Genomic DNA, 25,746 nt, shown 5'->3' with positions numbered 1-25,746 from the left:
ACACAACCCACAACTCACAAACTCATAACAGAATTTTAGCGACCGTGCACCTGCCTCTGATAAGACCGTCCAAGCGCTGCCCGGGCAGTTGGCTCCAGCCGGATCACCATACGGCACATGCGCGAACGTGTTTACCGCTGCTTCCTCCCGGACCTGACGGGGTTCACACGCCGGACATTGCGTAGGGCCCGACTATCAACACCACTTACCAAGGTGCAACTCAAACGGATCAGACCGCGGGCAGGAATTCAACCCCGTTATAGCGGATTACGGGCTACAGGGCACCGCTGGCTCCCCGTCTAGCACGGCCAAACTTTGGCGGAGAGGGTGGGATTCGAACCCACGGTACCCGGAGGTACAACGGTTTTCGAGACCGTCGCTTTCGACCACTCAGCCACCTCTCCGCAATAGCTAAAAGCTCAAAATCGGAAGCCGGACACTGCCCAGCCGGGCGCTAGCCGCACTTCCGATAAAATCTTCGTAACTGACTATATTGCCGATGATGACAAATTATCATCAATAACAAAACTCAGCTTTCGATCAAATATGTAGACGACCCCTACTAGGGATGGTGGCCGATGAGGGAATCGAACCCCCAACGCCCGCCTTAGGACGGCGGCGCTCTATCCATTGAGCTAATCGGCCATTATGGTGCGCTCGAAGGGATTCGAACCCCCGACCTAATGGTCCGCAACCATTCGCTCTATCCCCTGAGCTACGAGCGCACGACACAGATTGTCTGCCGAAGCATTATGCCTCGCCGACCACAAAAGTATACCATCGGTGCGGCGTGCATGTCAATAAAAATGCAGGCCGCATTAAAATCAGCAGCCTGCATAGTATACCTCAATCCGGCAATTTGGAATTATTCCAAATCCTCACCGTCCGTATCCGTGCGGCACCTGTCTATGAGCATGTTCACATCGGCAAAGCCAAGGCAGATGCACGTGTCGGCGGCACCATAGTATATCTTCAATTTGCCGCCATCCTCGAGGATTGCACCGCATGAAAACACCACATTTCCAACATCGCCTACGCGCTCGTAATACTCCCGCGGAGTGAGAATGGGAACCGCACTGCGGCAGAGAACTTTGGCAGGATTTTCAAGATCGAGTAATGCTGCACCCATTCTGTATATGGGACCTGCGCTGGTGTTCTTTACGCCATGATATATCTCAAGCCAGCCATGATCCGTCTCAATGGGAGGAGCACACGCACCGATCCGATCGGAATCCCAGAAACCGCCTCTTGTGGTCATTACGACCTCGGAATCGCCCCAATGCAATAGATCGTCAGAATATGAGAGCCATATATTGCCGATGCCGCCGCCATATGGCCTGTCGAGCCGTACATATCGACCCTTGATCTTTCGCGGGAACAGGCAGCCGTCCTTATTCTCCGGCTCAGAGATCAACCCGAGCCTTTCATAATTTTTGAAATCGTTTGTCTTGCACAATGCAAGGCGCGCGCCATAACGGGAATAGGCGGTATACATAATGTAATACTCGCCCTCCAGATATGTGATACGGGGATCTTCGATACCTCGCCGCTCATATGAACGGAAAGGCTCTACCTTGGACGGCTCCAGTGCGGGATGAGGGTCCACACTGAAATGATATCCGTCCTCACTCCTCGCCAGCGCAAATACACTGCGGCCCGCAAGGTCCTCGATTCTCAAAAGCAATATATATTCGTCACCAAACTTGGTAGCAGCGGCATTGAATACCGTATTACAAGCGAATGGGACATGTTCGAGCGTAATGATGGGATTCTTATACCACCGCTCGACAACATCTCTGCCCAGCCTCATTGGCATATATGATGCCTCCATGCAAATTCATACTCCTATACAACCCATTATATCGGGAACAATCCTACTTCGGTAGAGGGTAATGCAATATTTTTTGCAGCTCACGAAAAAAGAATTCCGATCATCAGCGCGAAGGACAAAGTATTATGTGCATTTAATACATTATTGGCAGGATATGGAGAAATCAACCAGTTTGAAACTCTATTCTGATAAAGGTGCCCGGCACATAAGGCGACGATGCCCGATATACAAAGACAGTTTTACGGGTCATCGAATTTGGAGAGGTAGATATGCTTAACTTTGGAACCGGCCGCGGCACACTCGTCCGCCTGTTTGTTATTGCTGTTGTAGTATTTTGTCTGGCAAGCTGCATCGCTCATGCGTCGAGCGCACATGGAGATGATGCAAGCCTTGAATTGCCCCGAGTGCTCCTTGCACTGATTGTAATCCTTGTCGCCGCGAAAATCGGCGGCGATGTCATGATCCGCATCGGACAGCCGGCTGTCCTCGGTGAACTCATCTTCGGAATCATCGTTGGTAATCTCTATCTGGTCGGTTTCCATGGAGTCGAATTCATAAAAAGCGACAAAAGCGTAGAAATACTCTCGGAAATCGGAGTGATGCTGCTCCTCTTTCAAGTCGGCCTGGAATCCGATCTCAATAAAATGATGAAAGTGGGCGCATCCTCGCTGGTGGTCGCCACACTCGGAGTGATCGCACCGTTCTTTCTTGGATGGGGCGTGGCCGCATTCTTCCTGCCGCAGGAAAGCGTGTACGCCCATATCTTTATCGGAGCCACGCTGTGCGCAACCAGCGTAGGGATCACGGCCAGAGTATTGATGGACCTGGGACGAATACAGACACCCGAAGCCCGCATAATCCTCGGAGCAGCAGTCATTGATGATGTGCAGGGACTCGTAATATTGGCGGTCGTGAGCGGGATCATCCAGGCTGCCGCAACCGGAGCGACAATGTCCAGCATATCGATCCTGCTGATCGTACTGAAAGCAATGCTCTTCCTCTTCGGCGCACTTTTTATCGGAGCCAAACTTGCTCCAAGAGTATTCAGCATAGCATCCCGCTTCAAGGCTGAAGGACTGTTGCTTGCGACCGCACTTGGCATATGTTTCGGGTTTGCATACCTGGCCACTCAGATAGACCTTGCGCCTATCGTTGGAGCATTCGCCGCGGGACTCATCATGGACGAAATCCATTGGCGCGACTTCACGGAGCGCGGCGAGCACTCTGTTGATGAACTAATCGAGCCAATCGCAGGGTTTCTGGTGCCGATATTCTTTGTCAGAATGGGAGCCAACGTGGACCTGCGCACATTCGCAAATCCAGAAGTGCTCATCTTCGCCGGCACCCTGACAATTGCCGCGATCATCGGCAAGCAAATCTGCGGACTTGGCGTTTTGCAGAAAGGGCTTGATAGGCTCTCGGTCGGGATCGGCATGATCCCACGGGGCGAGGTCGGACTGATATTTGCCGCCATCGGCAGCAAACTGGTCCTCGACGGAATGCGCGTGGTCAACCACGCAACCTACTCGGCTGTCGTGATAATGGTGGTCCTGACCACAATGATAACACCGCCCGCGCTTAAGTGGAGCATGGCGAAAAGAGCAAGAAGGCGCACACACTAGTCCGAATTATGCTCGTCGAGCATATTTCGGGTCCGGGCCGCGCATCATTCACGTTTCTCGTGAATAATGCGCGCTAGTCCATCTCCATGAATAAATAAGGGCAATTGTGGGAATCAAAAATTGACCCACCCATCCCTTGAAGGAGACGGATCATGAACGATCAGGACATAAAATCACGCGCCAGAGCATTGATTGAGTCGGCTGTTAATGCAGTCTTCATGACAATCGACAATGAAGGATTTCCGCACCCGCGCACCATGTGGACCGCCGGAGTCGATGATGACTTCACTGTCTACTTCATCACAGGCCGGAGCCTGCTAAAAATCAAACAGATCGAGGCGAACCCGGAAGTCTGTGCGTTCTGGACCAAGACAGAGGGCGATGTAATAGGCTGGAGCTATGCACTCATAAAAGGCCGCGCAACTGTCACTGACGACCAGAACCTCAGAGACCGGTTCTGGAGCGATATGCTCAAGGAATATTTCCCAGGCGGCAAAACCGACCCGGAATATGTCGTGATCGTCGTCAAACCCAAAGAACTCATGCTCATGGACTCGCACAAATACCCCCTGGACCGCATTACATTTTAGATTTAGTATTTTGGATTGAGTATTTGCCGGAATGGTGACCGGGCGCGGTATCTGACCGCGCCCGAAACAAAATTACGCGATTTCAGATCGCAAAACTGTCAACCATCAAACTATCAGACACCATGAGACCTCCTCGACCCACGTAATACTGGCTTTACCACATTCGTTCTGATACAATAACCACAGAGTCTGGGCTCTCCACTCTCGACTCTTGGCTATTATGGAGGAACAATGCGCGACTATATCGTCACCGTCATGGCTCGTGACCGGACAGGCATCGTGCGCGACGTAAGCTCGGCTATTACCGGTATTGAAGGCAACATAACTCATCTGAGCCAGACAGTCGTGTGCGGCTATTTCACTCTTATCATCTCCGCACAGATGCCCGACGAGCGAACGCAATCGGAGATCAGGCAAGCCATAGAACGCAATGGCGGGATCGGTGAGTTTGCAGTCAACGTAAGACCTTACGCAGAACCTATTGTGTGCGAGACGGGACCGGCTGAACACTTCACACTCAGTATGCAGGGCAGAGACCACAAAGGCATCATCGCACGCACCACCGGATATATAGCCGAGAGAAATGTCAATATAGACGATTTCTATTGCTATGTTCACGAAGGCATTCTGCTTATGTTGGCACAGGTCTCAGTGCCGACCGGCATCGATATAGAAGACTTGCAGGCCGGTCTGGAAAATGTGGGTAGGGAGTTTGGGATAGTCGCCCATCTTCAGCATGAAAACATCTTCCATGCCACACTGGACGTTCGACCCGTAATTGATTTGCAAAGGCGGCAGGCATGATCGGACTTGACGAGACACTCCAAATAATAGAAATGCTGCAGAGCGAGAAGCTGGACGTGCGTGCGGTCAACATGGGAATCGATCTTTTCGATTGCGCCGACCGCAATATAGACACCGCCTGCAAACTCATTCGTGAGAAGATAGTAACCCATGCAAAGCCTCTTGTCCCGGCTTGCCGGATGATCTCTGCCCGTTACGGTATACCGATAGTGAACAAGCGCGTCGCCATCAGCCCCATAGCTGACGTTATGGCGGGTCACAACAAGGATGACCTGCTGCAGGTGGCTCATACGCTTGATAAGGCCGCAGAAGAGGCCGGGATCGACATAATCGGCGGATACTCCGCTATGGTCCAAAAGGGTATGACCGTCTCCGACAAAGCTCTCATCGAAAGCCTGCCGGAAGTGCTCTCCAAAACCAGCCGCCTGTGCGCATCGGTCAATGCCGCATCGACCAAGGCAGGAATCAACGTGGACGCCGTGCTGCTGCTGGGTCACATCATAAAGCAAATCGCAAAAAAAACGGCAGAAGCCGACGGTTTCGGATGCTGCAAGCTCAGTGTTTTTGCCAATATGCCCGAAGACAACCCCTTTATGGCCGGCGCATATAAGGGGATTGGTGAGCCTGAGACCGTAATTAACATAGGCGTCAGCGGACCGGGAGTGGTCAAGCGCGCAATAGAAAGACTGCGGCAGTCGAACCCGGATTGTGACCTGGGCTGCATAGCCGAGGAGATAAAGAGCACTGCGTTCAGGGTGACCCGGTGCGGAGAGCTTATTGGCCGCGAGGTCGCCAAGGCTGTCGGAGCTGAATTCGGGATTGTCGATCTATCACTTGCACCAACACCCGACGTAGGCGACAGTGTGGGTGAAATCTTCCAAGCTATGGGCATCCCAAAGGTCGGCGGACCCGGAACTACTTCAGCTCTCGCGATGCTCAATGACGCCGTAAAGAAGGGCGGAGCATTCGCCTCATCATCCGTAGGAGGGCTTTCGGGTGCGTTCATACCCGTGGCAGAAGACTCTGCCCTGGCCAAGGCTGCGGAAGACGGACACCTTACTATCGAAAAGCTGGAAGCTATGACCAGTGTGTGCTCGGTCGGACTGGATATGGTGGTATTGCCGGGTGATACATCCGCCGAGACCATCGCAGCTTTGACCATGGACGAGCTCGCTATCGGCGTCATCAACCGCAAAACAACATCATGCAGGCTCATACCCGTGCCGGGCAAAAAGGCCGGGGATAGAGCAATCTTCGGCGGTCTGTTCGGCGAATCGCCTATCATGCGCATCCCCAGTGGCGCTTCAGACTCATTCGTCCAGATGGCAGGCAGAATCCCTGCTCCGCTGACAAGCCTGAACAACTAAGACGTTTCCACTGCCGACTCCACAGGGTATTACAATGCCGTAATGCCGCCGTCAGGAGGAAACGGGATGGAAGAGAAGATAGGCAAGGTAACACATTATTATGACAAGATCGGCGTGGCCGCCATAGCTATAGAGCACGGAAAGCTGCATAAAGGCGACAGGCTCCATTTTGTCGGGCACACGACTGACGCCGAGGCCGTCGTAAGCTCGATCGAGCTTGAGCATCAACCCATCGATGAAGCAGACGAAGGTCAAAACGTGGGGGTGAAAGTGGACGAACATGTGCGCGAACACGACGACGTATACAGAGCTTATATATGAAGGGTTTATCCAAAAATCAGGAAAAACTCAATTGTCCAATTGTCATTCCCAGCTTGACTGGGAATCCAGGATGGTGTCTGGATTCCCGCTTTCGCGGGAATGACACAGGCTTGCTGACTTTATGAGATACACCTACACCTAAGCATTCGCTTGACCCCATAATCGGTCATCTCTATAATGAAAGCAATGAAGCCTTTGCTGACTGCGGTCGACGCCGCCCTGTTTGATCTTGACGGGACGCTGGTGGAGACCAACATCGACTTCCCCCTGATGAAGCGTAAAATGATTGAATTGGCATCCGAGTGTGGAGTGGACACTTCGGAGCTGATGACGCTCGACATCCTCGGCGTGGTCGACAGCGCATGCGCCGTCCTCGATAATCAATGCGAGTCGTTTCGCATGCGCGCTATGGCTATACTCGAAGAGATCGAAGTCGGCCACGCTCAGAAAGCCAATGAAATACCGTTTGCGCGTGAGATGGTCGGCTCGCTCAGAAAACATGACATAAAAGTTGGTATTGTCACCCGAAACTGCCGCAGGGCAAGTGAGAGTTCGCTGGGAATCGTCGGAATCCAGCCGGATATCCTAATCTGCAGAGAAGACACCACACATCACAAACCCCATCCAGACCCTATAAACGCCGCCTTGAGTGCGCTCGACGCTAGGGCATCGGCGAGCGTGATGGTCGGGGATCACACGATGGATGTGGCGTGCGGCAAGGCGGCCGGAGTCAAAACAATCGGCTTCCTGCGGGATGACCGTCCATTCGATTTCTTCTCGAAAGTGGCGCCGGACTATGTGGCGGACAACTTAATGGAGGTGCTGGGTGCAATTATCGATTATAATCGTTAACTGGAATACTACCGGCCTGCTTGGGGACCTATTGCACTCAATCGAACGACATGCGCCTGAGTGTGAGTATGAAATCATCGTGGTCGACAATGCCTCAGACGACTTTGATGAACACGCATTCAAGTCTGATTTCCCGCATGTCCATCTCATGGTCAACCCGGAAAACTATGGCTATGCACGTGGAAATAACCAGGCTCTGGCTATTGCAAAAGGCGAGTTCGCGCTCCTATTGAACCCGGACACTGAGGTCACTGAGGGCGCAATTGACGCTCTTGTGAACTTCATGGTCTCACACCCGGATGCTGCCGCGGCTGGAGGAAAACTGGTCCGGCCTAATGGAAAGGTGGATCGCTCGGTGCGGTCATTCCCCTACCCTGGCGCGATTGCATGGGAGTTTATTGGATTGTCCAGACTATTTCCCAGAAGCAGGGCATTCGGCGCGTATAGAATGACGTATTTTAAATATGACAGGGTCGCCGAGGTGGATCAGCCGATGGGGTCGTGCCTGATATTGAACAGAAATGCGATGGATGAAGTCGGAGCATTTGACGAGCAGTTCCCTGTTTTCTTTAATGAAGTGGACTGGCTGTATCGCGCCCGCAAGCGCGGCTACAAGGTATACTTCACGCCGGATGCGACTGTAATACACCACGGCGCTGCGAGCACAAAGCAGGCAAACAGGCGCGAAATGGCGCATGAATCGCATAAGTCACTTCTGAGGTTTTATAACAAGCACTTCAAGGGAACAATGGCTGCGCCGACATACTGGCTGACGAACATATGCATACGAATAAGCATGGCATTAAGGGGCTAACTTGATCGACATCACAGTAAGCATAGTGAATTGGAACACCAAAGACGAACTTCGAGAGTGCCTGAACTCGGTATTATCGCAGGACGGGTCAGTCACATATGAGGTGATCGTGGCAGATAATGCATCCTCGGATGGCTCGGCTGATATGGTCCGGGCAGAGTTCGATGGACGGGTCACGCTTATCCAAAACAGCACAAACCTGGGCTTTGGCGCGGCTCATAATCTGTCGATCAAGCAATCACAGGGCAGGTATGTATTGCTGCTCAACCCGGATTGCCGAATGCTCGAACCGGACCTTCTGGCGAAAATAGTTGGGTTTATGAACGATAACCCCGACATCGGCATCCTCGGGACCAAAGTCCTTAACCCCGACGGCAGCTTGCAATTTTCTGCAAGGCACTTCCCGACTATGTTTGCGGCGATATTCCGACACACCATCTTCGGCAAGCTATCGCCAAAAAACAGGTTCGTGCGCAATTATCTGATGATTGACTTCGCTCACGATCAGATCGCCGATGTGGACTGGCTCTCGGGTTCGGCTCTTATGGCCAGGCGTGAGACTTTCGAGCAGATTGGGCTGCTCGATGAGAGGTTTTTCATGTATCTCGAAGATGTTGACTGGTGCAAGCGCGCGCATATGGCCAACTGGCGGGTGGTGTATTACCCGATGGTGTCGGTGTCACATCGCATAGGCGCGGCAAGCGACCAGAACCCTGTTCCTATGATTAAGCAGCACCACAAGAGCATGCTGCGATATTACCTCAAATACAACTCTCACAGCCTAAAAATCCTCCTTACTCCGCTTGCAATAATCGCACTGTGGCTGAGACAGAGGTCATTAATTAACCGAACAAAACCACAGCGCTGATTTAGTATTTGGGGTTTTGGATTTAGTATTTGATACTGTTTTGACCACATTCTCTGTAATGGTGCGGCTCTGATCATAGACCGCTAGTATGAACACTAGTCCCTTGGTGGAGACCATAGATCAAAAAACACACTGTAGGGACCTTCTTCGGCAAGCCACATTCCGTTATTTTTCTGCTTGATTCTGACGGCCAGTTTTCTTGAAACACCGTGGTCTTGAAGAAAATTCACTACTGAATCTTTGGTCGTCAACTTAAGAGCTTTCGGCGTTCTAAAAACGACGCGCGCCGATTTTAATTTGCCCCCTGCACTATACTGGACACTGACAATTCCATCAGGAATATCACAAATTGCTGAAAATTTTTGGCTTTGCAGACGCCCTGAAGGTCTCCATATACAGTGTGAGGGCAGCGCCACCAGATTCTGCTTTATTAACGGTTCAGCCCTTGACGCCCGGCGCTCTAGAGCATGCAGATTTGAGCGTGCAGTCGTGCCTTCCACAAACGATAGACTCAGTGATACACAGCAAGCCAACGTAATAGTCAGGACGCACAGCCATTTTGACAACCTCCATAAATAGGCACCGATTTCCGCGAAAGCAGCTGTGGCCACTGCGTAATAAAACGAACCGATGGCACCGATGATTGCACTGACCATAATCGCCAGGGTATATAACAAGATCTTAATTACGATTGGTTCTGGAGAGGAAGAGTGCGCAGAGCCTGAGCCAAAACACATATATGTGACAACTGAGATCATGCCGAAAATAACAGCAACTAATGCACCGCGTACTGGTGCTGACTTGAGCCGGCTTTCACCAGGCACAGCACCAGTTAGCAGCCCTGCTGAAACGGCAATAGCAATTAAGCCAGGTGTGAAATGGAAAATGAACAAGTATATGAGTTGGTTCAGAGGATCTTTGTACAAGCTGTTGTAAAACGTCCCTGCCTGCCGCCAGAGGACAGCATATAAGACACCAGCTACAGCAATTCCAGCTAGAATTGACCTTATACCACGCAATAGACGAATCATAGACTCACCCCGAAGTTGGTTTTTAGACCGGTCAGAAATGCTTATTGTTCCTTGTATGATAATCCTCTCATCTCCACACTTCTGATATAATATAGCAAGTATGGAAACTACAATCATTGACACACTCAACGAGCAGCAGAGGGCTGCTGTGGAACATATCGACGGGCCGGTGCTGGTGTTTGCAGGCGCGGGAAGCGGAAAGACCCGCGTGCTGACATATCGCATTGCGAATTTAATCAAGAAACACGGCGTGCGGCCATGGAATATTCTCGCGGTCACATTCACAAACAAAGCCGCCAATGAGATGAAAGAGCGCATCGAGCAACTGCTCGGGGAGACTGCCACGCGCATGTGGGCGGGCACATTTCACGGCATATGTGCACGGATCCTTCGCGAAAAGGGCGAGGAGATCGGCCTGGACAAAAACTTTACCATCTTTGACGACGGAGACCAGGTCGCGCTCATCAGGGAATCCATGGAGAGCCTCAACCTGGATCAGAAAAGATATCACCCTCGCGAAATCCTGAACCTGATATCCAAGGCCAAAGAGCAGCTTGTGCTGCCTGATGAGTTCGGCAGGAGATATGTCGGGCAGATGGAGAACATTGCTGAAAAAGTATACAAGGTCTATCAGAGCAAACTTGCGCAAAACCATGCTCTCGACTTCGACGACCTTATCATGTATACGGTCATACTCCTGCGCAACAAGCCGGCCGTGTTGGAGCACTATCAGAACCGGTTCAAATATATACTGGTGGACGAATATCAGGATATCAATTATTCGCAATATCAGCTCGTGCGCAACCTTGCGGCGAAACATCACAATATATTCTGCGTGGGCGATGACGATCAGTCGATATATCGCTGGCGCGGGGCGGACGTCGGGATCATACTCCAGTTCGAGTCGGATTATCCAGAGGCCACAGTATATAAGCTGGAGCAGAACTATCGGTCCACAAAAAAGATACTCGAAGCGGCTCATCATGTGGTCAAGCGCAACAAAGGCCGCGCGAACAAAAAGCTGTGGACCGAAAACGAAGAAGGCAAGGACATCGAGATAATCGAGTCGGCAAACGATATGGACGAGGCCAACAATATAGCCCGTGCAATCGAGGACATGGCCTCGTTCGGCGGCGGACGGAATTACTCGGATATCGCGATACTCTACCGAATGAACGCCCAGTCGCGAATATTTGAAGAGGCAATGATTAACAGGCGGATACCGTACCGGCTCGTCGGAGCGGTGCGGTTCTACGAGCGCAGAGAGATCAAAGATATTCTCGCCTACATGCGCCTGGCTCTCAATCCGTATGAGACCGTGAGCCTGAGGCGTGTGATAAATGTCCCGACACGTGGGATCGGCCAGACCTCGATCTCAAAACTGGAAATGTTTGCGATAAACGAGCAGATAACGCTCTACGAGGCGATCCGGCGAGCCGAAGAAGCCACCGATATCACAAAGAGGACACGCACCGCTATCGCAAAGTTCGGTGAACTCGTCCACCATCTGCACGAAATGGTCGATACCGTATCGGTGCGCAGGCTCACAGAGGAAATACTGCTTCTATCCGGTTATGTCGAATCGCTCAAGGCTGAGCGCAGTATGGAAAACCAGTCGCGAATAGAAAATGTCGAGGAGCTTTTGTCCGTTACAGAGCAGTTCGAGGTCAACGAAGACCCGAGTCTGAGAGCGTTCCTCGAAAATGTCGCACTGATATCGGATATAGACACCTATGACGAGTCCGGCAATGCGATCACTATGATGACACTGCATGCGGCGAAGGGGTTGGAGTTTCCGGTGGTTTTCATGGCCGGGATGGAAGAAGGCATCTTCCCGCACAGACGATCTGCCGATGACCGCGAAGAGCTTGAAGAAGAACGGCGGCTATGTTATGTGGGCATGACACGTGCACGCGAGGAACTCAAGTTCAGCTATGCTCACCAGAGAATGATCATGGGCCAAATACAGCGATCGGACATCTCGCGGTTCATATCTGAAATACCTGAAGAACTTTTCTCAGAATCGCCGTCCGGCAAACACGTATACAGCAGCACAAGCTGGAGATCACAGTTCAAACCTGCTCGCTCCAGCGGTCCGGCCACTTTCAAACCGGCGACAAAAGTAGAGCATGAGCAATTTGGCGCAGGCATTGTCCTAAACTCCACAGGCAGCGGAGACAGCGAAGTGGTCACGGTCGCATTTGAGGGTCAGGGAATCAAAAAACTCGTAGTATCACTCGCTAACTTGCGCAGGGTTTGACATAGATTTGACCAAGGGGAAAATATCTATGTAATGACAAGCGCGCAAAGAAGGTTGATACTATGGAATGGTATGAACGAGGTTCCGACAGCCTCGGTGGATACACCGAGAGGGACTTCAAAGTTTGTGACCTCTGTGGCGCGCTCAACCCGGTCAAAAACCAGGAGTGCTTTGTCTGCGGTTGGAGTGGAGCATTCCATACCGATAGCGAATCGATCAGGGACGCCTTGCAAACACTGAAAACCGAATACGGCAGCATAGATGATTCGCTCTTTGAAGAAGAAGTGCTGCCCAGTACACTGCCAAAACAGGGAGCAGGGCATGGCTTTTGGGATAAATTGAAAAGGCTGTTTTCGAGCCGGGAATAAGTGCGCCGCGGCCGCGGCTTATGAAGCAAAACTCCCTCCGAGACCACTCAGAGGGAGATTACATTTTATATTTGAGATTTTATATTGAGTATTTACTTGCCGGTTATTTGCGCCGTCGACATTTATGTGTTGCAAAACCCACAAGACCTGCCAGTATGCAGCACAAACTACCCGGCTCAGGCACAGCCGTTGCTCTAATCTCGAATTGGTGTGAATCAGAAGGCGAAATGGGGTCAAAAAATAATTCAAATGAAATAGTCTCATATGCCTCAAGCTGGTAATAAAATACACCGTCCATCCAAAACGAAATGTCTAGATATTGAACAGGAGTCATTCTAGATATAGTGAGCTTTATCGGTAAAACCATTCCGTCGCCGCAAGCGAGAATTGGATACCAGCTAGTTGACTCACCTGGAGAGAGTGGCGAACGAATATCCGTCGTTATCAAGTGAAAAGAGTCGAATTCTTCACCCAACACAGGTGTCGAAGAAGGCGGATCACCAATAACAGTGTATGGGGAGGTTCCAGTTCCACAAGTGAACGTTGAACTTTGAAGTCCCCCCGTGTAGCATGCACTCAAGCAGACTCGCCAATCTGTTGTGGGGGCAGCTGAAACTGCAATAGCACAACAGATAATTACAGCACAAAAAACTATTACGAACACCCTTCGCATAGACTTGTTCCTCCCCTTTTTCAGAAAAAAGTCACACCATTTTACGCTTGACTGCTCGGATTATATGTTACAAATTCAATCAAGTCAACAGGAAATGCAATTTATTGGAATAAATTTGCATACACAAAAACACGGTCTCCCCTCAGATGAAATCCGAAGGGAGACCGATATATTTTGTATTTTGACATTATATTGAGTATTTGGACTGATTATTACGCTCGTTTGCGTCGAGACGCTATGCCCACTAAGCCCACAAGACCAGTGATAAGAGCTATCAGGCTGCCAGGCTCGGGCACCGATGCATGCAAAATCGGATCATTGTCATCGTAGAGTGTGTCTGTGTAGAACTTGCCCTCGATTGTGCCGCTGTTGTCGTCAATCCGGCCATATGTAGACTTCTCGTCAGCCGTCTGGCCGGTCTCATTCGTCACATAGAAACCATCACCAACAGCCACTATCCCCGACAGTGCTCCACCTGCGCTCTGCCCATCAGGATCAAGCTCAAGACTCTCCCAGGGCACGCTCAAAACAGAACTGATGCTCATATCAGCGCCGACCACGCTTATAGCGCGGCTGGTATATCCTGTGACAAGCATGGACGAACCGTTGAATGCGAGGTCCATGGGCGTTGCTATATCTACCGATGCAAGACTGCCGCCTGCCGAGTCTACACGAAACACTTTGTTGGCATCCTGGTCAGCCATCCAGATATTACCGCTGTTGTCCACTTCGACGCCTCTCAAACTCGATGCGCCGGTGATCGACACTACACCATCACCGTCCAGACCGGATGCCGTCGCGCCGGTGATGGAACCACCGCTCTCTGTAAGCTCCCAACGTGTGAGAGTCTTGTTGGTCCTGTCCGTGCCGTATAGCACCAGTGCACCACCTTCACGAGCCACAGTCAGACCCTCACATTTGGTAGTGGTGATGCTATACATGGATGCAGTGAGATCGGCGTCATAAACCTGAATCGTCGAGCCCTCTGCAAGGTATACCCGCCCCGCATCGTCTACGGCTATTGACTTGCCGCGCACACCGGTCGTGCGGGCTACCGTGGCATCGATGTAGTCCGAAACGGTCAGGTCGATCTTGCGGACCTCGCCGGTGCTGTTGTAGCTGTTGTTGTAGCCGGCATATAGATATCGACCATCTGGGGAAATTGCAAGACCGCGATTATCGCGCGGATATGGCGATTGCGAAACTCCAAAAACAGACTGGCTGGTGTCGATGGCATACTGAACAGACCAGTTATAGGCTCCGGCAGATACGCTCGACAGCAACGCTATTGCGATTGCGAGCACAACCACATAGACGCAAACACGCCTCATAATCTTTTCTCCTTCCAAAAAAGCCGCCTCTTGTGTGCGGTCTCTATTTGACCTATGGTCTCAAATTACCCCAAACTCAGCCGTTTGTCAACTGTCAATTATTTAGTCTATTGCTACCTTTGCCACAGCTTTTCTCACACTTCCCTCACCTATCTGAGGAGCGTGCGCATCATCAGGAAAATAAATAACGAACACACCCGATGGGACATCAAAGAATGTATCGGGTGTGTCGGAGAAAAGTGCATAGTCGCCACTTTCGTTATGCGGCTCGACCACTGATTTACATGTCTTCACATCACGCCAGCCCATCGTCTCGCTGCCCAACACCACATATTGTATATCGATATACTTCTTATGAGCCTCGAGCTTGGCTGATGAACGGTCTCGGCACTCCGCATCCATCACATTGACATAGAGATTATCGCCGTCTATTTCATACCTGCCCGGCTCGGTCTTGTCGGTGAGACTCGCCAAAAACATGAAAGCCCTGCCGAATGCAGGGTGAAGCTGCTCATATCGCTTTGCGTTTCCCAGTCTGTCCAATATCATTATCATATTCCTTTCTCGGTTCGCCTGAATATGATTATCTGACTGACCGGCAATCTCCTGCTGGAAACACGCTCGACCGGATTAATATTAGCATTCACGGAGAAAACATGTTTGCCAAACTGTTCGTGCCAACGATGAACCCGGACTTGATACTCTCGATATCAACAATCTGCTGGACAGGCGCATCGGCATAGCCGCAGCCGTCCTGCTGTGTGCGATCGAGGGTCGACAAAACAAATAGACTATATTGAAATGCCCATCTCGCTCAATATCTGCGTGAGCAGGCTGCTGGTGGAACTGCTGTCGTCACTGGACTGGCTGAGAAGCTGCGCATAATATTTACTCAGATAGCTGCTTGTAGACGATGTGCTGTCGGATGTCGTGCTGGTTGTCGAAGACACCTGCAAGTCATCCATTGTGCCGCTGTCGGCTGCCGAAGCAAACTTGACAGCAAGTTCGGCCGAACTGGTGCCGCCCGCCTTAAGCGCAGAATCGCTCAACTTCTCAGCAATTTCAGAACAGACTTTCTTGAACTCATCGTTGTCCGATTCCTGCAACTGCTGAAGCCTGCAGTATATCTGGCTTTCAGACGAGAATATGATGGAGTCCGCGGAACCATTGCTCTCGCCTGCAGATTCAAGCAAAGAACTCAATGTGTCTTCGCTTGAAGTTGTGCCCTCGGACTCCTGCGTGTAATACTCATATAAGCTGGCGAGTGAATTGCTGTTGATGCCCGTGATACTCATTGTCTTGAACTCCTTATATTACTGCTTCAAGACATGTATCGACAGATATGGGAAAAACATTCACCTGGTATATATTTACAGCGCTTCGCCCTCACCCTAGCCCTCTCCCCCAGGGAGAGGGAATAAGACTGGCATCCTCTCTAGACGTAATCGGCATATAGAAGAATGGTTCACAGCAGATTCCTCGTCGTAACATGATTGTTCATTCCTGCACAAATTATCAGATCACATGAACAATCAGGTTATACTCCTCGGAATGACTGGAAGTGAGACGTTATTCTGATCGTTAACCCAATCAAAATAATCAATACAATATACTCAATAATAAATCAGATGCCCTCTCTCCCGTGAGAGAGAGCAGACTTGTCTCAACTCGTAACTCACAACTAACTTACGTTGAGATACCGGGGCAAGAATGCCCCTCGCAAGATGCGTCCGGGGCAGGAATACCCCGGACGATCAGGTGAGACGTTTTCTGATTGTTGATCTGATCAAAATAATCAATACAAAATCTCAAATACTAAATCAGATCAGTGGGTTACGCTGAATGTGGCCTTGTAACTGACACTTGCACCGGGCTTGATGACCGGTATCAACTCACCGCTCTCCCAGCCGGGGTCCTTGAGATTCATATATGCGCCCAGTCCTTTTGTCCACGGTTCGATGCACACGAAATCCGAACCGTCGGGTGTATACACCAGAAACAGCTCGAACTTCTCATCGTAGTCCACATGGATCGCATGCCCTGCCTTTTCATCAATCAACGACATGCGGGTGCCGGTTGCGCCCGTAAAAGTGTGATCGTAATATACATCCGGCTTAAGATCGATCTCGCCGCTCGCATCCTCGCTCTTGCCCGTGAGCAAAACGGTGTCCTTTGTGGTTTCGAGGTACTTCGTGATCGGCAAGCTCACCCTTACACCTTCGCGCTGAGGATTCGATATTCTGAAATAGGGATGATAGCCGAATGCAGCGGGCATGGGCTTGTCGCCATTATTGGTAATCGTTGTCTCAAGCTCCACAGTTTTGGAAGTGAGTGTGAAACACTGCGTGAAATCTATATCAAACGGATAGTTGTCAAGCTTGACCTTGTCAGGAACCTCAAGGCCGTATTTGACTGTGATTTTATCGTGATTATTAACTTCATCTAGTTTCTTGAAGCTGCAATTATACAGGACTCCGTGGCTGGGCATGAACCAGGTCTTGTCCGATGGGTAAATCCTGTATATCCCCTGGACGGGTGTGCCCGTGGAAAAGTCCCATGTGCGCCCAACCGACGGGAAAAGGATTGGAGTGCCGCCGCCTGTAATCTTCCAAGCTGCATTTGGATAATCATCCGGGCAATAGATAAGCTCCACACCATCGACTACCCATGAAAAAAGATTGCATCCCCAATCGGGACAAACGGCGCAAGATATGCCATCGGTCAGTTTGTATCTGTCTATTGATCTCATTTATATACTCCGCATTGGTATTTGTGATGAGCATCCAGGATGAAGCAATTTGCGACTGAATTTGATAAGTCATCCTGATATACCCGGCAAATGCTTCATCCCTACGGCTTTAGCGTTGATACACAACACGCTTATTTTACACCATTACGCTCCAAGAAGTATAATTGTGCAGATGAACACAAAGACTGCATATCTTGGCATAGGCACGAACCTGGGGGACAAGGTTGCGAATGTGCACAAAGCCATTGAAATGGTCGATGCACACGAAGGTTGCACTGTGTCAGCCGTCTCATCTATCTATATAACAAAGCCTGTCGGCGTAAAGGATCAGCCGGACTTTGCCAATGCAGTCATCGCGGTGAAGACTGCTCTCGATCCGTATGAGCTGTTGGAGCTATGCAACAAGATAGAACGGGAAATGGGGCGCAAGAGAACAATAAGGTGGGGTCCGAGAGTCATAGATATGGATATTTTGCTCTATGAGGACGTCAATATAAGTGAGAAACAGCTTACGATCCCCCACCCGATGATGATGGAAAGGGCATTCGTGCTGATCCCGCTTGCTGAGATTGCGCCTGACTTGGAACTGCCGGGCGGTATTACGGCAAAAGAAGCCGCCGAACAAATCGACCGTGCGGGGATAAAGCAAATCCACCTACTGAATTGATGTGGGAAATCTGCCTTTTGTGAGGCTGGACTAAAACATGATAAAGACCATTTCCGGGAACCGGATTCGGAAATCCTCACTCAGTAAAGAAATTGCGGATTCCTGTTTTGGTCGCGAGCGGAGGCTGGAGGCAAACACAAAGATTGATTCCGCTGACATATGTTGAGCTGTCGGGGCACGAATGCCCCTTGCAAGCTGCGTCCGGGGCATGAATACCCCGGACGATCAAGACTGGATTTGAAGTGTCTGTTGTTTTGCAATGGATATGGCAATCTGAAATTGCGAGATTCTGTTTCGGGCGCGATCGGATATCGCGACCGAACAAAGATTAATCATCCCGACAAATAATCAATATCAAATATCAAATACTAAATCACATGGGTTTGTTTAGGTACGAAGCAGTAGATAATAGCGGCAAGATTGTCCACGGCGCAATGGATGCCCGTGACGAGCAGCAGGTCGCCCAAAAGCTGACACAGATGGGATACTCCGCAAAAGCTGTGTATCCGGCTGCAGGAGCACGCGCATCGTCCGGCGCTGGTGGGCAGAGGGCTGTTGGACGCTCGATTATGGGCAGAGTATTACCTCACCAGAATGAGAGCGTGCCTATATCTGTCAAGTCTTGCGTTTCGGCTGCCACACTGGCAATCTTCTTCAGGCAGCTCGCCACTCTGGTCAAGTCGGGAAGACCTTTGTTTCAGTCCGCAACCGATATCAGAGTCTCCAACCGCAAAATACGGTCAGTGCTGCCTGAGATTCAGGAAAGCATCCGCTCGGGCAAAAAACTCTCAGGAGCAATGGCCGAGCATTCGAGGCTGTTTCCAGTGCATGCGGTGGCATCCATCTGGTGCGGAGAACTTGCAGGTAAGTTGGATATCGCGCTGGATGAGATAGCGGCAGACTTTGAACGCGAAGCGTCGGATACCAGATATGGCAGAATAGGATGGTTCATCACAAAACTTGCGCTTATCTTGTTCATCCTGCAGGCTCCGTTTCTCAATCTCAATACGATGCTGACTGCTGTGGCAGGACAGGGTCTGCCTGCGGTTGGGAAATATTTCGCGCAGGGATTTAGAGTCGCCATACTGGTGGTTATAGCCGTGCTTGTATGGTGGGAGATATGGGGCTACATTAAGCGCATCCCTATAGTGCGGCTTACGCTGGATACGATGCTGTTGAGAGTGCCTATATGGGGAAAAGTCCACAGGTTCGCTGCAATCTCAAGGTTTTTCCATATGATGGACTCGCTGATGTCGGCCGGCATCGGCTCGGACACGGCATGGGACGCGGCAAGTCTGACTGTGCGAAACAGTGAAATCGCCAGAAAACTGAAACTGGCCAGACTCAGTGCTCCGCCGAACTCGAGTGTTGTTGCGCTGCTGGAGCACTCGGGAGTCATTGAGCTTGATGATCTGGGAATGGTGTCCGCAGGCGAAAAGAGCGGAAAACTGCCTGAGGCAATGGCTAAGATATCAGAATATTACACAGACAGGGCGGCAGCGCAAAAGACTGTGGGCAAAGCATGGTCAATCACTCTGTTGATGATACTCCAAGGCGTGCTGACTGTGCTCGCAGTTTACTTTATGGCATCAGGTTATCGAGATTATTTGCTGCCGATGCTCAATTTCTAAGTAAATTACGGCCTTGAACTTGTATGTGTTCTGAATACGGAATTCAGGCCGAGACGTGCAATTTACATTGCGTAAATTGCTTAGGGTAAAGAGTTGGCAACATACAGTTATAAAGTTAAAGATAGAGCCGGTAATACACGGACCGGCACACTGGAAGCCGACAATGAACATCAGGCTGCCGCGATGATCCGCGAGGCAGGCGGATTTCCTATGGAGATTCGACCTGTCAGGCCATCTCGCGATGTGTCCGGCAAAAGCACACTCGGTTCTGCTTTTCTGCGATATTTCGTGTACCCATACTGGACGGGTATCAGTCTTCGCAGCCTCTTGTTCTTCTACAGACAGCTTACCACTATGCTATCTGCAGGAATGTCGCTTTCCGAAGCACTTCGAGGAATCGGACAACGTGCCCGCGGACCTATGGGGCATATTGTCAGAAAGATGCATTCACACGTGCAGAGCGGCGGACGGCTGTCTGATGAAATGAGCAGGCACACACAAGCATTCGGACCATTGGATATCGCACTGATCCGTGCTGGTGAACAAAGTGGCCTGTTGGAACCGATGGCGGACAGGGTGGCATCCCATATTGAATCTGAGATCACTCTGAGGCGCAGGGTTATTACTGCATTACTATATCCATGCTTGATCTTGCTGCTGATCTTCTTTTTCCCTGCGCTTATTGCACTCGTGGTACATGGCGCGCAGGCTGGGGCATTGGTAATGTGGGCTCAATTTCAAATGATAGGTATCCCAATTCTTGTCATATTGATTGTGTGCAGATTTTTGTTTCAATTCAAACCGGTGCGATGCGCATGGGATGTTGTGAAAATCCAACCGCCGGTGTTGGGAACTATGGCTCGGAAGATTGCGATGTCGCGCTTCTCAAAGACACTTGCGCTGATGTATTCGTCCGGAGTGCCCATCGCGCAAGCCGTATCGATATCCGCGGATGCCTGCGCCAATATTGCCATTGGCGGCAGCATCAAAAAGGTCATACCGGCTTTGAACAATGGACAATCGCTTGCTAAGTCACTGCAGGAAACTGGAATGATGCTGCCGGAAGTGGTCGATATGCTTGATATCGGTGAGAAGACAGGCAGCTATGACGAGACACTCCAAAAGATTGCCGAATATATGGATGATGAGACAAAAACAACCCTGAGAAAGCTCCCCATCGTGCTGTTTGTATTGATGATGGTGATAGCCGGGATGCTTACATATCTCACTGTTTTAGGCGGATACACCAGCTATATCAACCAGGTCTATAAGTTGGGATCACAGTGAAAACAACACGCAACTATTATGAAATCCTGGGTCTGCCGCGCGATGCGGCACCGGCACAGATCAAACGGCGATATAAGCAGCTCGTGCGCAAATATCACCCTGATGTGGCTGAAGACAAACTCCTGGCACACAGGCTCTTTATCCAGATCCAAGAGGCTTACGATACTCTGACCGACCCGGTGGCGCGCCGGGATTATGACGCAAAACTGAACGCGCAAATCCCAAGGACTACTACGCACACCACACATGCGTCGCAGACGGCTCGGCCTCAGCAAGGGCAGACAGGTGACGCGGCAGGACATATCAAAGATGCGCAGTTCGCATATGTGCAGAGACGCTTCCATGAGGCAGCCGGTCACTGCAAAAAGGCGCTTAAAATTGATCCGCGAAACGCGCGCGCTCACGTTGTTATGGGCGATATATATAAAGCTCAGGGACGCCTGGCAAACGCAATCAGGTCTTACAGTTATGCGATCCAATATAACCCATCCGATAAGGTGGCCGAAAAGAAGCTGATGGACATGGTCGGCAAGCAGGTGTCGCACTCGTCATCACCTGGACATGCTCCATCTCAAACCAGGTTGGCGGCACTCAATATGATTTGGTGGGCTATAGCAGTTTTTTTGATCGTTGCTATTCATATATCGCCGGGCGAGCCGATCCCATGGCTGAGAGAATATATCCCTTATATCAGGCTGTGGAGTTGGAACCTGGTCGTGCTGATGGCGGCAAGCTCTTTGGTGATCGGTATACTCATCTCCATCAACGGGCTGGTGCGAAACCCTGACGAGGAACTGGTGTTCGACGCATCCGGCGGCAACTGGGCCGTGATCCCAACAGGACTGATATTGCTCCTCGGCTCGGGTTTCTTTTTCCTGGGCGCTGCAGTATTCTATATAGTAGCAAGCCTGGTTCAATGGAGTATATCCCGATCGGTGCTGATTACGTTCGCGTGCGTGATCGGAGTGGTGGTTTTGTCGAGCTTGACCTATAGACCCGATGCAGCAAGACAAGTGCTGCTTTTTGGAGGAAATGTGTCTTTCTTCTCGATGTTGATCGGATGGTATATTGGGTCTTCATTCAGGCCGCTGAGCGGATAATTATGGCTCGGCGGGAGCCTCGCCCTCCCAGAGTGTTCGATATTATAACGAGAGCTTCGCCTTCTCGGCATTCTCGATATTATAGAGGTTGATGGAAATGGAAAAGAAAAAAGTTACAGCTCCCGGGCTGGCTCAGTTGAAAGCAGCCGGAGAGAAGATATCCGTGCTGACTGCGTATGACTACCCTATGGGCAAAATTCTGGACCAGGCGGGTATCGATGTGGTGTTGGTCGGGGACAGCCTGGGATGGGTCGTGCTCGGCTATGACAGCGGGCTGAAAGTGACCATGGAAGATATGATCCGGCATTCCGCTGCCGTGTCGCGAGGAGTCAGTCGTGCACTACAGGTGTGCGATATGCCGTTCCTCTCATATCAGGTCAGCGAAGAAGATGCCGTCAGAAATGCCGGGCGACTGGTAAGCGAAGGCAATGCCGAAGCGGTCAAACTCGAAGGTGGAGAGCATATGGCCTCCACGATCGGCAGAATAATCAACGCGGGAATTCCTGTGGTCGGCCACCTGGGGCTTACTCCGCAATATGTCCATCAGATCGGTGGGCTTAAAAAAGTGGGCAAGGATGCCGAGGGCGCACAGAAAATTAAACAGGATGCGCTTATTTTGCAGGATGTCGGTGTCAGTGCAATTGTTTTGGAGGCAATCCCGGAATATCTGGCGAAGGAAGTGACTGAAAGCCTGGCGATTCCCACTATAGGAATAGGATCGGGTCCGTATTGTGACGGACAGGTGCTGGTCACCCACGACATGGTGGGAATGTTCGACAAATTCAAGCCGTCGTTCGTCAAGCAATACGCCGATGTGTGGCAGGTTATGCTTGAGGCTTTCACCAAATATAGCAGCGAGGTTAAGGACGGGACTTTCCCCGAACGCAAAGCTAAATGATGACTTCAAGAGAGCGTATGATGATCGCCCTGAATAATGGGCGTCCCGACCGTCTGCCGTGTCAGGTGCACGGCTGGATGCAGTATTATCTTGACCATTACCTGGGTGGGATCGACTGGTATCAGGCATACGAGATGTTCGACATGGACTATGCTATCTACGGCGGGCCTTCCTATGAGTATGACGAAAAAGACTGTGCCGATTGGCGAAAGGACCGTGTCGACCTGGGCACGAACGACCGTGGAGACCGTCTCTGGGAAGAAACAATCACAACTCCAAGCGGCACACTGCATCACAAGGGCGCAAACAATGAGTTTACAGGCTGGGAGACCGAGACTTTAATCAAAACCGAAGCCGACTTCGAGATATGGAACAAACACTTCCCCTTGCCGATATCCGCAGATTTCACATATCTGCAGGAAACCAGGGACAAGCTCGGCGACCGCGGTATTATCCGGGTCAGCCCGTTCAGCCCCGGCCAAGGCAGCCCATGGCAGAGCTTTTGCACCATGATCGGCACCGAAGAGGCCATCATGATGGCTATGGACAAACCGGATTATCTGCACTATGTCCTTGGTGAAATCCTCAAGAAGACACTGCGAGTGACAGAGTTGTGGAAAGGCATCCCTGCAGATATGGTCGAGACTGGCGGTGGAGCCGGGTCGAGTACTGTTATCAGCCCCGCTATGTTCAAAGAGTTCTGCCTGCCATACGATCAGCAGCAGGCAGAAGCGTTCCATGAGGTAGGTCTAAAAGTCGTCTATCACCTGTGCGGCGGATTGATGAGGATGCTTGATATGGTCGTCGAAAACGGCGCAGATGGCCTTGAGACAATGACTCCGCCCTCGATGGGCGGTGACTGCAACCTGGCTGAAGCATCACGCCGGGTCGGTGACAAGCTCTTCTTCATAGGTGGTTTCGACCAGAACGCCGGTTTTGAGAAAGGCACGCCGGAGATTGCTCGCAAAATTGTCTTAGATTGCTTCGAAGCGACAAAAGACCACGCGGGCTACATCATTGCGCCGTCAGACCACTTCTTCTTCGGTGACCCGGCTAACCTGAAAGCCTTTGCCGACGCCTGCAAAGAATGCCGCTACTGATTTAGTAATTGGGATTTTATATTGAGTATTGGGAGACTGATATGCGAGTGAAAGTCGAAACTAATAATGCGCCTGCAGCCATCGGACCATACAGTCAGGCAATAAAAGCAAACGGGTTCCTGTTCATATCCGGCCAGATTCCGATCAATCCGGCAACCGGCCAAATTGAAGCGGTGGACGCCGTCACACAAACCAAACAAGTTATGGAAAACCTTAGAGGCATACTGGCATCCCAGGGCATGACATTCGATGATGTGGTGAAAACGACTATCTTCCTGACCGATATAGGCGACTTTGGACGCGTGAACGACGTATACGCATCATATATGCTTTCAGATGCGCCGGCGCGCTCGACTGTGCAAGTTGCTGCCCTGCCGCGCGGAGCAAAAGTCGAAATTGAGGCTATTGCAGTGCTGCCGTAGGAGTGGAAAACGGATAGTGGAAAGTGGAAAGTGGAAAGTCCAGAATTCTGCAAAGGTTGGACGCGATATCTGGTTGCGACAAAAAAAGAATAACGCGATTATAAATCGCGAACTTCTCTTTCGGGCTGGATCGGATATCCAGCCCGAACTATACTGTGATGCCGTGGGAATGGAAAGCTGGGTAGTGGAAAGACCTAAATCACTTACTTTCCACTTTCTCCGCATAGACTACATTCGCAATCACTTCCCCCACCATCTTGAGAGATTTGGAAGAGCATTTGTCGGGTGTGTCGTCGAGCGTATGCCATGGACCATAATTGAAATCTATAATATCGATGCACTTTACTCCCGCATCGTTCAGAGGAATATGGTCGTCGGCTATACTCATACCGACCTCGGGAGTAAAAACATCCTTATAACCAAGTTTGTCGGCCATGCTCCAGACTTTTTTGACCACATCAGGCGCCGCATTCACCGACTGCTGCTCCTTTGGTATCTCCAAGTCCTTGTCGCCGACCATATCCAACAGGATGCCATAGTATATCTTGATTACCCTGCCTTTATATGATGTGCCGTCGACAAGATTCTTGGCCAAATACTTCGATCCCAAAAACATCTCCGGCTCGCCGGGACCATAGTCCTCACCGTCAAAAAAGACCATCACAACACCGACATCAGGCTTCTGTTTTGCAAACATTCGCGCCAGTTCCAAAAGCACTGCCACGCCCGAACCACCGTCATTGGCGGCTGGAATGGGCTGCTTTTTCTTTGCAGGGTCGATCTCCATATCTGCAGTCGGACGGGAGTCCCAATGGGCTGCCAACAAAATATGTCTCTTGGAATCGGGGTTGAAGTGTGCAATGATATTCTGCATCTCCAGATAATTGCCGCGCACAGTCTTTGAGAACTCCTGAACCTTCACTGCGTCGGCATATGGCTTCAATTGAGCTTGGATGAACTCAGCAGTCATTTTGTGACCGCCAGTTCCAGGATATCTTGGACCGAACTCGACCTGCTGCTTGAGCAGGGAAAATGCGTGGGTCTCATCAAACGTGGGCACATTCGCCGATGTGCCGCCGGGGCTACAGCCGATAACGGCAGTCAACATAACGCACATCAGCGCACAGATTATGGATATCGAATGTCTCAGCACTACTTCT

At 50.8% G+C, this 25,746-nt stretch carries 25 protein-coding genes, 3 tRNA genes and 1 other RNA gene; 17 read left to right on the top strand and 12 right to left on the bottom strand.

The window, feature by feature from the left end:
- Positions 1-42 precede the first annotated feature (42 nt).
- From ffs to LLG46_06250, 5 genes are all read right to left on the bottom strand, one after another.
- Positions 43-308, bottom strand: an RNA gene (gene ffs / locus LLG46_06270) — signal recognition particle sRNA large type.
- Positions 309-316: 8 nt separating this feature from the next.
- A tRNA-Ser gene (locus tag LLG46_06265) sits at positions 317-404 on the bottom strand.
- 165 nt (positions 405-569) lie between these two features.
- Positions 570-645: transfer RNA gene (locus LLG46_06260), tRNA-Arg, on the bottom strand.
- Between the two features lie 4 nt (positions 646-649).
- Positions 650-725: transfer RNA gene (locus tag LLG46_06255), tRNA-Arg, on the bottom strand.
- Positions 726-865: 140 nt separating this feature from the next.
- The gene (locus LLG46_06250) at positions 866-1,816 is read right to left on the bottom strand and encodes a glycoside hydrolase family 130 protein (protein MCE5322903.1); all 951 of its coding nucleotides are present in this window, start codon (positions 1,814-1,816) and stop codon (positions 866-868) included.
- Between the two features lie 284 nt (positions 1,817-2,100).
- Here LLG46_06250 and LLG46_06245 point away from each other — a divergent pair, with 284 nt between their 5' ends.
- The 8 genes from LLG46_06245 to LLG46_06210 all read left to right on the top strand — a co-directional run bounded on the left by LLG46_06245 (position 2,101) and on the right by LLG46_06210 (position 9,069).
- The gene (locus LLG46_06245) at positions 2,101-3,453 is read left to right on the top strand and encodes a cation:proton antiporter (protein ID MCE5322902.1); all 1,353 of its coding nucleotides are present in this window, start codon (positions 2,101-2,103) and stop codon (positions 3,451-3,453) included.
- A 152-nt stretch (positions 3,454-3,605) separates the two neighbouring features.
- Positions 3,606-4,043: a pyridoxamine 5'-phosphate oxidase family protein gene (locus LLG46_06240; protein ID MCE5322901.1), complete on the top strand. Its 438-nt coding sequence runs from the start codon at positions 3,606-3,608 to the stop codon at positions 4,041-4,043.
- 231 nt (positions 4,044-4,274) lie between these two features.
- Positions 4,275-4,847, top strand: coding sequence for a hypothetical protein (locus LLG46_06235; GenBank protein ID MCE5322900.1), 573 nt, complete (start codon positions 4,275-4,277; stop codon positions 4,845-4,847).
- Positions 4,844-6,214 (top strand): PFL family protein, encoded by a 1,371-nt coding sequence (locus tag LLG46_06230; protein MCE5322899.1) that lies wholly within the window; start codon positions 4,844-4,846, stop codon positions 6,212-6,214. The genes LLG46_06235 and LLG46_06230 overlap by 4 nt, the downstream gene beginning before the upstream one ends.
- Before the next feature lie 66 nt (positions 6,215-6,280).
- Positions 6,281-6,535, top strand: coding sequence for a hypothetical protein (locus LLG46_06225; GenBank protein MCE5322898.1), 255 nt, complete (start codon positions 6,281-6,283; stop codon positions 6,533-6,535).
- A 177-nt stretch (positions 6,536-6,712) separates the two neighbouring features.
- Positions 6,713-7,387 (top strand): HAD-IA family hydrolase, encoded by a 675-nt coding sequence (locus LLG46_06220; protein ID MCE5322897.1) that lies wholly within the window; start codon positions 6,713-6,715, stop codon positions 7,385-7,387.
- On the top strand, positions 7,362-8,201 hold the full coding sequence (locus LLG46_06215) for a glycosyltransferase family 2 protein (protein MCE5322896.1): 840 nt from the start codon (positions 7,362-7,364) through the stop codon (positions 8,199-8,201). Before LLG46_06220 ends, LLG46_06215 begins: the two co-directional genes overlap by 26 nt.
- 1 nt (position 8,202) lies before the next feature.
- Positions 8,203-9,069, top strand: a complete 867-nt coding sequence (locus tag LLG46_06210; protein MCE5322895.1) for a glycosyltransferase family 2 protein — start codon at positions 8,203-8,205, stop codon at positions 9,067-9,069.
- A gap of 95 nt (positions 9,070-9,164) precedes the next feature.
- Here the strand turns inward: LLG46_06210 and LLG46_06205 are convergent, their stop codons facing one another.
- The gene (locus LLG46_06205; GenBank protein MCE5322894.1) at positions 9,165-10,100 is read right to left on the bottom strand and encodes a hypothetical protein; all 936 of its coding nucleotides are present in this window, start codon (positions 10,098-10,100) and stop codon (positions 9,165-9,167) included.
- Between the two features lie 100 nt (positions 10,101-10,200).
- On the opposite strand from LLG46_06205, the gene pcrA reads away from it, so the two are divergent.
- Together pcrA and LLG46_06195 are read left to right on the top strand one after the other, a co-directional pair.
- Complete coding sequence (gene pcrA / locus LLG46_06200) at positions 10,201-12,360, top strand: DNA helicase PcrA (GenBank protein ID MCE5322893.1); 2,160 nt, start codon at positions 10,201-10,203, stop codon at positions 12,358-12,360.
- 62 nt (positions 12,361-12,422) lie between these two features.
- The gene (locus LLG46_06195; GenBank protein ID MCE5322892.1) at positions 12,423-12,728 is read left to right on the top strand and encodes a hypothetical protein; all 306 of its coding nucleotides are present in this window, start codon (positions 12,423-12,425) and stop codon (positions 12,726-12,728) included.
- A gap of 885 nt (positions 12,729-13,613) precedes the next feature.
- On the opposite strand, the gene LLG46_06190 is transcribed toward LLG46_06195, so the two are convergent.
- The 5 genes from LLG46_06190 to LLG46_06170 form a co-directional block, all read right to left on the bottom strand.
- The gene (locus LLG46_06190) at positions 13,614-14,732 is read right to left on the bottom strand and encodes a PEP-CTERM sorting domain-containing protein (GenBank protein ID MCE5322891.1); all 1,119 of its coding nucleotides are present in this window, start codon (positions 14,730-14,732) and stop codon (positions 13,614-13,616) included.
- Between the two features lie 102 nt (positions 14,733-14,834).
- Positions 14,835-15,287, bottom strand: coding sequence for a YhcH/YjgK/YiaL family protein (locus LLG46_06185; GenBank protein ID MCE5322890.1), 453 nt, complete (start codon positions 15,285-15,287; stop codon positions 14,835-14,837).
- Between the two features lie 88 nt (positions 15,288-15,375).
- The gene (locus LLG46_06180; GenBank protein ID MCE5322889.1) at positions 15,376-15,513 is read right to left on the bottom strand and encodes a hypothetical protein; all 138 of its coding nucleotides are present in this window, start codon (positions 15,511-15,513) and stop codon (positions 15,376-15,378) included.
- 10 nt (positions 15,514-15,523) lie between these two features.
- On the bottom strand, positions 15,524-16,027 hold the full coding sequence (locus LLG46_06175; GenBank protein ID MCE5322888.1) for a hypothetical protein: 504 nt from the start codon (positions 16,025-16,027) through the stop codon (positions 15,524-15,526).
- Positions 16,028-16,557: 530 nt separating this feature from the next.
- Entirely contained in the window at positions 16,558-17,481 is a 924-nt protein-coding gene (locus tag LLG46_06170; protein ID MCE5322887.1) for a hypothetical protein, read from the bottom strand.
- A 172-nt stretch (positions 17,482-17,653) separates the two neighbouring features.
- On the opposite strand from LLG46_06170, the gene folK reads away from it, so the two are divergent.
- The 7 genes from folK (at position 17,654) to LLG46_06135 (ending at position 24,586) form a co-directional block, all read left to right on the top strand.
- Entirely contained in the window at positions 17,654-18,148 is a 495-nt protein-coding gene (gene folK / locus LLG46_06165) for a 2-amino-4-hydroxy-6-hydroxymethyldihydropteridine diphosphokinase (GenBank protein MCE5322886.1), read from the top strand.
- A 383-nt stretch (positions 18,149-18,531) separates the two neighbouring features.
- Positions 18,532-19,779, top strand: a complete 1,248-nt coding sequence (locus LLG46_06160; protein MCE5322885.1) for a type II secretion system F family protein — start codon at positions 18,532-18,534, stop codon at positions 19,777-19,779.
- Between the two features lie 93 nt (positions 19,780-19,872).
- A complete protein-coding gene (locus LLG46_06155) occupies positions 19,873-21,066 on the top strand; it encodes a type II secretion system F family protein (GenBank protein ID MCE5322884.1) in 1,194 nt (397 codons plus the stop codon).
- Positions 21,063-22,166 carry a DnaJ domain-containing protein gene (locus LLG46_06150; protein MCE5322883.1) on the top strand — a complete coding sequence of 368 codons (1,104 nt, stop codon included), beginning with the start codon at positions 21,063-21,065 and terminating at the stop codon, positions 22,164-22,166. Before LLG46_06155 ends, LLG46_06150 begins: the two co-directional genes overlap by 4 nt.
- A 97-nt stretch (positions 22,167-22,263) precedes the next feature.
- On the top strand, positions 22,264-23,064 hold the full coding sequence (gene panB, locus LLG46_06145; GenBank protein ID MCE5322882.1) for a 3-methyl-2-oxobutanoate hydroxymethyltransferase: 801 nt from the start codon (positions 22,264-22,266) through the stop codon (positions 23,062-23,064).
- Positions 23,061-24,164 (top strand): hypothetical protein, encoded by a 1,104-nt coding sequence (locus tag LLG46_06140; GenBank protein MCE5322881.1) that lies wholly within the window; start codon positions 23,061-23,063, stop codon positions 24,162-24,164. The genes panB and LLG46_06140 overlap by 4 nt, the downstream gene beginning before the upstream one ends.
- Before the next feature lie 41 nt (positions 24,165-24,205).
- A complete protein-coding gene (locus LLG46_06135; protein ID MCE5322880.1) occupies positions 24,206-24,586 on the top strand; it encodes a RidA family protein in 381 nt (126 codons plus the stop codon).
- Between the two features lie 199 nt (positions 24,587-24,785).
- Here the strand turns inward: LLG46_06135 and LLG46_06130 are convergent, their stop codons facing one another.
- Positions 24,786-25,739: a M28 family peptidase gene (locus LLG46_06130; protein MCE5322879.1), complete on the bottom strand. Its 954-nt coding sequence runs from the start codon at positions 25,737-25,739 to the stop codon at positions 24,786-24,788.
- Positions 25,740-25,746 lie beyond the last annotated feature (7 nt).

The organism is bacterium, assembly GCA_021371935.1.
Taxonomy (GTDB): domain Bacteria; phylum Armatimonadota; class UBA5829; order UBA5829; family UBA5829; genus UBA5829.
This window is presented reverse-complemented; position numbering and strand designations above follow the sequence as displayed.

Bases quoted from the DNA above. Each gene is read 5' to 3' on its own strand.
- LLG46_06240 (MCE5322901.1), top strand. From the start codon at position 3,606: ATGAACGATCAGGACATAAAATCACGCGCCAGAGCATTGATTGAGTCG.
- folK (MCE5322886.1), top strand. From the start codon at position 17,654: ATGAACACAAAGACTGCATATCTTGGCATAGGCACGAACCTGGGGGAC.
- LLG46_06245 (MCE5322902.1), top strand. From the start codon at position 2,101: ATGCTTAACTTTGGAACCGGCCGCGGCACACTCGTCCGCCTGTTTGTT.
- LLG46_06205 (MCE5322894.1), bottom strand. From the start codon at position 10,100: ATGATTCGTCTATTGCGTGGTATAAGGTCAATTCTAGCTGGAATTGCT.
- panB (MCE5322882.1), top strand. From the start codon at position 22,264: ATGGAAAAGAAAAAAGTTACAGCTCCCGGGCTGGCTCAGTTGAAAGCA.
- LLG46_06175 (MCE5322888.1), bottom strand. From the start codon at position 16,027: ATGAGTATCACGGGCATCAACAGCAATTCACTCGCCAGCTTATATGAG.
- LLG46_06190 (MCE5322891.1), bottom strand. From the start codon at position 14,732: ATGAGGCGTGTTTGCGTCTATGTGGTTGTGCTCGCAATCGCAATAGCG.
- LLG46_06140 (MCE5322881.1), top strand. From the start codon at position 23,061: ATGATGACTTCAAGAGAGCGTATGATGATCGCCCTGAATAATGGGCGT.
- LLG46_06235 (MCE5322900.1), top strand. From the start codon at position 4,275: ATGCGCGACTATATCGTCACCGTCATGGCTCGTGACCGGACAGGCATC.
- pcrA (MCE5322893.1), top strand. From the start codon at position 10,201: ATGGAAACTACAATCATTGACACACTCAACGAGCAGCAGAGGGCTGCT.
- LLG46_06225 (MCE5322898.1), top strand. From the start codon at position 6,281: ATGGAAGAGAAGATAGGCAAGGTAACACATTATTATGACAAGATCGGC.
- LLG46_06170 (MCE5322887.1), bottom strand. From the start codon at position 17,481: ATGAGATCAATAGACAGATACAAACTGACCGATGGCATATCTTGCGCC.
- LLG46_06230 (MCE5322899.1), top strand. From the start codon at position 4,844: ATGATCGGACTTGACGAGACACTCCAAATAATAGAAATGCTGCAGAGC.
- LLG46_06220 (MCE5322897.1), top strand. From the start codon at position 6,713: ATGAAAGCAATGAAGCCTTTGCTGACTGCGGTCGACGCCGCCCTGTTT.
- LLG46_06135 (MCE5322880.1), top strand. From the start codon at position 24,206: ATGCGAGTGAAAGTCGAAACTAATAATGCGCCTGCAGCCATCGGACCA.
- LLG46_06250 (MCE5322903.1), bottom strand. From the start codon at position 1,816: ATGCCAATGAGGCTGGGCAGAGATGTTGTCGAGCGGTGGTATAAGAAT.
- LLG46_06185 (MCE5322890.1), bottom strand. From the start codon at position 15,287: ATGATAATGATATTGGACAGACTGGGAAACGCAAAGCGATATGAGCAG.
- LLG46_06195 (MCE5322892.1), top strand. From the start codon at position 12,423: ATGGAATGGTATGAACGAGGTTCCGACAGCCTCGGTGGATACACCGAG.